General features: G+C 74.4%; 4 protein-coding genes. All 4 read right to left on the reverse strand.

Annotated features, from left to right (window positions below; translation table 11 throughout):
• Positions 1–2,904 (reverse strand): type I polyketide synthase (locus ACOJTC_RS26545; protein ID WP_420118928.1); only part of this gene is annotated, 2,904 nt, incomplete at its 3' end.
• Positions 2,905–2,948: 44 nt separating this feature from the next.
• Positions 2,949–3,716 (reverse strand): alpha/beta fold hydrolase, encoded by a 768-nt coding sequence (locus tag ACOJTC_RS26550; protein ID WP_420118929.1) that lies wholly within the window; start codon positions 3,714–3,716, stop codon positions 2,949–2,951.
• Positions 3,717–3,887: 171 nt separating this feature from the next.
• Positions 3,888–4,925: a ketoacyl-ACP synthase III family protein gene (locus ACOJTC_RS26555; protein ID WP_420118930.1), complete on the reverse strand. Its 1,038-nt coding sequence runs from the start codon at positions 4,923–4,925 to the stop codon at positions 3,888–3,890.
• 47 nt (positions 4,926–4,972) lie between these two features.
• The coding region (locus ACOJTC_RS26560) for a phosphopantetheine-binding protein (RefSeq protein WP_420118931.1) at positions 4,973–7,205 on the reverse strand (2,233 nt) is incomplete at its 5' end.

The following is a 7,205-nucleotide window of genomic DNA, read 5'->3' on the forward strand; positions in this document are numbered from 1 at the left end:
CACCAGGTTGCGCAGTTCCACCGCGGTGAGCGACGAGATGCCGAGTTCCTTGAAGGTGAGCGCACCGTCCACCTCTGCCGGGTCGGCGTACCCGAGCGTCTCGGCGACCAGGCGACGGACGAGCAGCTCGGCGGCGGGCCGGCGCTTGTCCTCGGGCATCGCCAGCAGACGCCCCGCCCAGCTCGCCGGATCGACGTCCGCCGTCCCGGTCGCGGTGTCCTGCGGGGCGGCCGGTACCGACGCACCGGCGTGCCCGGCGGCGGTGTCGGTGGCCGTGGCGGTGTCGATCCAGTACGGCCGCCGCTGGAACGCGTACGTCGGCAGGTCGGTACGGTCGGCGGCCGGCCACAGTGGTGACCAGTCCACCGGTACGCCGTGGGTGTGCAGCCGGGCCAGCGCGGTCAACGCCGTCGTCGGCTCGTCGCGGTCCCGACGCAGCAGGGCGGCGTACGCGGAGTCCTCGGCGTCGTGCTCCGCCTCGGCGAGCCCGGTCAGCACCGGGTCCGGCCCGAGTTCCAGGAACCCGGTGACCCCGGCGGACCGCAGCGTGCGGAGGCCGTCGAGGAAGCGCACCGGTCGACGGATCTGCGCCGCCCAGTACGCCGGGTCGGCGTAGTCGGCCCGTACCAGCTCCCCGGACACGTTCGACACCACCGGCACCAGGGGCGTCCGGGTGGGCACGCCGGCGACGATGCGGGTGAACTCGTCGAGCGCCGGGTCCATGTGGGCGGAGTGGAACGCGTGGCTGACCCGCAGCCGTCGGGTCTTGACGTCGAGCTGGTCGAAGTGGGCGGCGAGGTCGGTGACGGCGTCGGCGTCACCTGAGACGACGACGGCGTTGCGCCCGTTCACGGCGGCCAGGTCCAGCCGCCCGGCGACGTCGGCGAGGTGGGCGGCCACGACCTCCTCCGGTGCGGCGATCGCCAGCATCGCGCCCCCGGCCGGGGCGGCCTGCATGAGCCGGCCACGGGCGGCGACGAGCAGGCAGGCGTCGGGCAGGGACCAGACCCCGGCGGCGTACGCGGCGGACAGTTCACCGATCGAGTGGCCGAGCAGGTGGTCGGGGCGTACGCCGAAGGAGACGGTGAGCCGGAACAGTGCCGTCTGGAGGGCGAAGAGCGCGGGCTGCGTGTAGCCGGTCTGGTCGAGCGTGTCCGGGTCGTCCCAGACGACCTCGCGCAGCGGCCGGTCCAGGTGCCTGTCGAGTTCCGCGCAGACCTCGTCGAACGCGTCGGCGAAGACCGGCGAGGCGGCGTACAGGTCACGTCCCATCCCGGGGCGCTGCGCGCCCTGGCCGGTGAACAGGAAGGCCAGCCCGCCGCCGCCGGCCCGGCCGGTGACCAGCCCGGCCCGGCGACGACCGTCGGCGACGGCGGCCAGGCCGGCGAGCAGGTCGTCGCGGTCCCGGCCGACGATCGCGGCCCGGTGGTCGAAGCCGCTGCGGGCGGCCAACGAACGGCCGACGTCGCCGACCGGCACCGTGGGCCGGTCGACGAGGTGGTCGTGCAGACGCTGCGCCTGGGCGCGCAGCGCCGCCGGGGTACGACCGGACAGCGGCCAGACGACGCGGTCAACGGCGGGTACGGCGGCCGGGGTGGCGGGCGGCTCGGTGGCAGGCAATGCGGCGGCGGGCGGTGCGGGCCAGGGGCCGAGGACCAGGTGGCAGTTGGTGCCGCCCATGCCGAAGGAGGAGACGCCGGCCAGGGGCCGGGTGGCGGGCCACGCGGCGAGGGTGGTCTGCACAGTCAGCCTGGTGGCCGCGAAGTCGATCGCCGGGTTGGGCGTCTCGTGGTGCAGGGAGGCGGGGACCAGCCCGTGCCGCAGGGCGAGCACCGTCTTGATCAGCCCCACCACCCCGGCGGCGCCCTCCAGGTGACCGACGTTGGTCTTGGCCGAGCCGACCAGCAGCCGGTCACCGGCGGGCAGGGCCGCGCCGACCACCGCGCCGAGCGCGGCGGCCTCGATCGGGTCACCCACCGGGGTTCCGGTGCCGTGCAGTTCCACGTACCCGGTGGCGGCCGGGTCGGTGCCGGCGCGGGCGTGCGCGAGCCGGACCACCTGTTCCTGGCCGGCCCGGCTGGGGGTGGTGAGGCCGTCGCCGCCCCCGTCGTTGTTGACGGCGCCGCCGTGGACGACACAGACGATCCGGTCGCCGTCGGCGACGGCGTCGGCGAGCCGCTTCAGGACGACCAGGCCACCGCCCTCGCCCCGGACGTAACCGTCGGCGCGCGCGTCGAACAGGTGGGTACGCCCGGTGGGCGACAGGCCGCCGAAACCGCGTACGGCGTCGGTGCTCTCCCCGGTGAGGATCAGGTTGACGCCACCGGCGAGCACCATCGTGCACTCGCCGGCGTGCAGCGACTCGATCGCCCGGTGCACCGCCACCAGGGCCGACGACTGGCCGGTGTCGACCACCATGCTCGGCCCGGCCAGGCCCAGCCGGTAGGAGACCCGGTTGGCGATGACGCTGCGGTGCAGCCCGGTGAGGGTGTGCGGGCCGGGGTCGCCACCACCGCGACGGGTCAGGGTGGCGTAGTCGTCCTGGATCGTGCCGATGAACACCCCGGTCGACGAGCCGCGCAGCGGCGTCGGGTCGGCACCGGCATTCTCCAGCGCCTCCCAGGCCAGTTCCAGCATCAGCCGCTGCTGCGGGTCCATCGCGGCGGCCTCGCGGGGCGACACCCCGAAGAACGGGGCGTCGAAGCCGGCCACGTCGTCGAGGAAACCGCCGCGACGGACCGTACCCGGGTCACCGGACCAGCGGTCGGCCGGTGCCTCGCGGATCGCCTCCTCCCCGCGTACCAACAGGTCCCAGAACTCCGCCGGGGAGGCTGCGCCGGGGAACCGGCAGGACATTCCGATGACCGCGATGGCGTCCTGGTACGCGGGGGCGATGCTTCCCATGGGTGGCCGTCCCTGTTCGGTGGTGGGATGTCGGAGCGCGGAACTCAGGCGACGGCGGCGAGCACCTGGTGCAGGCGCGCCGAGAAGGCGCGGGGGTGCGTGGTGTGGCCGTTGCGGCCACCGGGGAACTCCACCACCGCCGTACCGAGTTCGTCGGCGAGCGCCTCCGCGCAGACGTACGCCCAGATGTCCTGCGAGATGCAGCCGCCGGCCGGGACCACCCGGATCCCGGTCTGCTTGAGCCGGGCGATGTCGTCGGCGTCGAGCTGGCAGTTGCGGAAGGCCGGGCCGTCGTACTTGACGAAGAACTCGATGTTCGCGGCCCGGTCGACCGTCATCGGCTGGAAGTCGACGCCCGGTTCCATCTCCAGGGTGGTCAGGTCGATGCCGCTGAGCGCCGCCATCTGTTTCATGGCGGGGCCCCAGCCGTCGTTGTGGTAGGCCCGTTCGGCCGCGGCCACGCCGCGCACGACCCGTTCCCGGGTGGCCGCCGGCAGCAGCCGCAGGGTGGGCGCCTCGTGCGCGACCAGGGTGCGGACCTGCTGCGGGTGACGCAGCGAGAGGTAGAGCCCGATCGCCGCACCGTAGCCGGAGCCGAGCACGTGGGCGGGCTGGTCGGTGAGGTGGGTGAGCAGGGCACTCGCGTCGTCGGCGTGGGTCTCCATGGTGAGCGGACCGGGTGGCCCGTCGAGCTTGCTGCGGGACAGGCCACGCCGGTCGTAGGTCACCACCGTGTACCGGTCGGCGAGTTGCTGTACGAGGTAGCTGGTCCGTCCGGCGTCACCCTCACCGGCCTGCAGGACCAGCAGCACCGGTCCCTGCCCCTGGACCTCGTAATAGAGGCGTGCTCCGGGTACGCCAAAGGTCCCGGTATCGACATCGTCGGCCACGATCGCGTCCACTGAATCCCCTCCGTTGCGCACTCGGAACGTGTGACGGTTCGACGCTAGACAGAGGGCCTAGAACGCATCTAAAACGGCAGTTCACTCCAGCCAGGACGGCCTTTCCCGCAGGGTGAGCACGGCCGCGGAACAGAGCCAGCCCGGCCCCTGGGAGACCAGCAGGAGGTGGTCGCCGGGCTGGACCTGCCCGGTGACGAGCAGGTGTTCCAGCGAGATGACCAGGTCGGCCGCCCCGACGGGCCCGACCGAGCGGCCGTAGTCCCAGACCGACCGGGACAGGTCGACGCCGAGCGGGCCGAGGGTGGTGAACTCGGTCATCCGGGCGTCCTCGTTGATGGTGATCACCCGGGCCAGGTCGGCGACGTTGAGATCCGCGTCGACCAGGGCCCGCCGGATGATGCCGACGTCGAACTCGCTGAGGCTCTCCACGGCCCGCGCCAGCGGCATCTCGTCGTCGGTGAAGGCGGCCGCCCGGGCGGCCATCGACACCGGTTCGACGGTCTGTCCGGCCGGTGGGGTCAGCGGGCCGTCGCCGCGGTGCCACCGTTCCAGCTCGGGCAGGGTGCCGGAGCAGATCGACCGCACCTCGGCGAATCCCGGTTCGGTGGTGACGACGGCCGCCGCGGCGCCGTCGGCGAGGATGTACGAGTCACCGAAGCCGTGCCACCTGTCGATCAGCGGCGTCTCGAAGTTCTGGGCGGTGGTCAGCAGGGCCACGGCGAGTTCCGCCACGCCGGTGAGCTGCCCGACGGCGATCTCCAGGGCGGCGAGCAGCCCGTTGCACCCCTGCCGGATCTCCAGGGAGCCGACGCCGGTCACCCCCAGCTCGCGCAGGACGTACCCGGGTGGGTAGGAGCCCTCGGGGCCCTGGTGGTAGACGCTGGCGTGGATGTGTGACTCGACGTCGGCGGTCGCCACCGAGGACCGCTCCAGCGCGGTCCGGGCGGCCAGCACCGCCATGTCGAGGGCGGGTAGTTTCGTCGAGACGTGCGTGCCGGTCAGGCCGCTGGCCTCGAAGACCTCCGCCCGGTACCGGCCGTCCGCGACCGCGTCCTCGGCGCTGACCCAGTCGGGCAGGTACTGGCCGATCCCGTCGAGATAGACACCATCGACTCGCACGGGGTCCCTCCATTCTTCAGCTGTGTCCGCCGCGGGCCGGCGGGTCGTCAGTAGCCGAGCAGTTCCTGCCTGAGGTGACGCACCAGGGCGTCGGGCGTGGAGTGGTCGAAGACCACCGTGGGCGCGAGCCGCAGGTCGGTCTCCGTGCTGATCAGGTTGCGGACCGTCAGGGCGGACAGCGAGTCGAACCCGGCGTCCCGGAACCGCCGGTCCCGTTCGACGGTCTCCGCCGACGCCAGGCCGAGTACCGCCGCGACGTTGCGGCGTACCAGTTCCAGCAGGATCTGGTCCCGGTCGCCCTCGGGCGCGAGCACCAGTCGTTGCTTGAGGCCGGCCGGAGCGTCGATGGCGGCCCGTACGGTGCGGCGGGTGGCGGCCGGGGCCAGCGACCGCAGCAGCGCCGGGGCCTCGGGGGAACGGGACCAGGTGCCGGCTCCGGCCGCGACGACCAGCGACCCACCGAGGCGGCAGGCCGCCTCGACGAGGGCGAGTTCGTCAGGCGACGGCTCACCGGCGGGCCGTTCCCGCAGCAGCGTGACGGTCGGGGTGGCGCTGTCGGTGACCGCCGCCGCGTCGGGGGCGTCCACCCGGACGACGGTGGTGGCGGCGTCGTCCCCGCTGCCGTCGCCGGCCTCGATCCCGCATCCGCGCAGGAAGGCCACGGTCGCTCCGCGCGCCGCCGACGCGCCGCCGGTGACCAGCACCGGGCCGGTGACGTCGAGCGGCGTCGCGTCGTGCACCGGGACGGCGACCCGGGTCAGCCGGGGCGTCAGCACGGTGCCCCGGCGCACGACCAGGTGCGGTTCGGCCAGGGTGAGCGCCGTCGCCAGGGCCCGCCAGGACGCCTTGGCGCCGTCGACCACGACGGTGTCGCCGGGTGCGGGCGGCGCGGCGGCCGGCACCGCAGGGGCCGGGACCGGGTCGGCTGTGGTGCCGCCCGCCCGGCCACGGCGGCGCACGGCGGTGGCGGTCGGGTCCCGGTGCAGGGTGACGAGGCGGCTGGTCTCCCAGGGGCTGCCGCCTGCCGGGGCGGGGTCGGTGTCGCTGAGCAGGATGACGTCCGGGCGGGGCGCGCCGGCTTCGACCGCGGCGGTGAGCGCGGCCAGGTCGGGGTACGCCTCGGCGTAGGTGTCCGCCGACATCAGCCCGGCGCGCGCCCGCAGCGGGTCGGCACCGACGACGACCAGGGTCGGCGGCGACGGCGGGACGGGCGTCGGCACCGCGACCCACTCCACCCGGAACAGGCCGTCCTGGGCGGCGGCGCTCGCGGTCCGGGCCTCGCCGGCCGGGCAGGGGCGGGTGGTGACGGCGGCGATCGTGGCCACCGGGGAGCCGGTCGCGTCGGCGACGGTCACCTGGCCCGATCCGGCGCGGTGCACGCGCAGCACGGTCGCGCCCACGGCCCGCAGGGTGACGCCGTGCCTCCCGACCAGCCGGGACGGTGTGCCGGCCGGATCGCCGACGGCCCGCAACGCGGCGTCGAGCAGGGCCGGGTGCAGTCCGAAGTGGTCCGCCTCGGCGTGCTGCCGGTCGGGCAGCCGGACCTCGGCGAAGACCTCGTCGCCCCGCCGCCACCGCGCGACACCGTCGGCGGTGGGCTCGGCGGTCGCGTCGGGCGCCGGCCAGACCGTCAGGTCCGCCCCGGGCAGCGGTACGCCGACGGCGAGCGTGCCTGCGGCGTGGCACCGCCACGGGGCGCCGGCCGGGGTGTCGGCCCGTCGGGAGTGGATGCTCAGCGCCCGGCGGGCGTCGTCACCCGGTGCGCCGATCTCCACCCGCAGGTGGACGGCGGTCCGGGCCGGCACGGTCAGCGGCTCGTGCAGGGTGAGGACGTCGACGTGGTCGAGCCCGACGTCGTCGCCGGCCTTCAGCGCCAGGTCGAGCAGTGCGGTGCCGGGCAGCACGACGGTGTCGCCGACGGTGTGGCCGGCCAGCCAGGGCAGGCCGGCCTGGGACACGGTGCCGGTCAGCACCATCCCGCCCGAGCCGGGGAGTTCCACCGCGGCACCGAGCAGCGCGTGGTCGCCCCGGTCGGTGGTGCCGGTGGACGGGGCGTACCTGAGCCAGTAGTGCTCGTGTTGGAAGGGGTAGGTGGGTAGGTCGACCCGGGCAGCCTCCGGCACCACCCGCTCCCAATCAACCCCCACCCCCGACACAAACGCCTCACCCAACGACAACAACACCCGACCCACACCACCCTCACCCCGACGCAACGTCGGCACCACCACACCACCCGAACCCAACACCTCCAACGACTCCCGCAAACCCACCGACAACACC

This window comes from Micromonospora sp. (genome assembly GCF_048594385.1).
GTDB lineage: Bacteria > Actinomycetota > Actinomycetes > Mycobacteriales > Micromonosporaceae > Micromonospora > Micromonospora wenchangensis.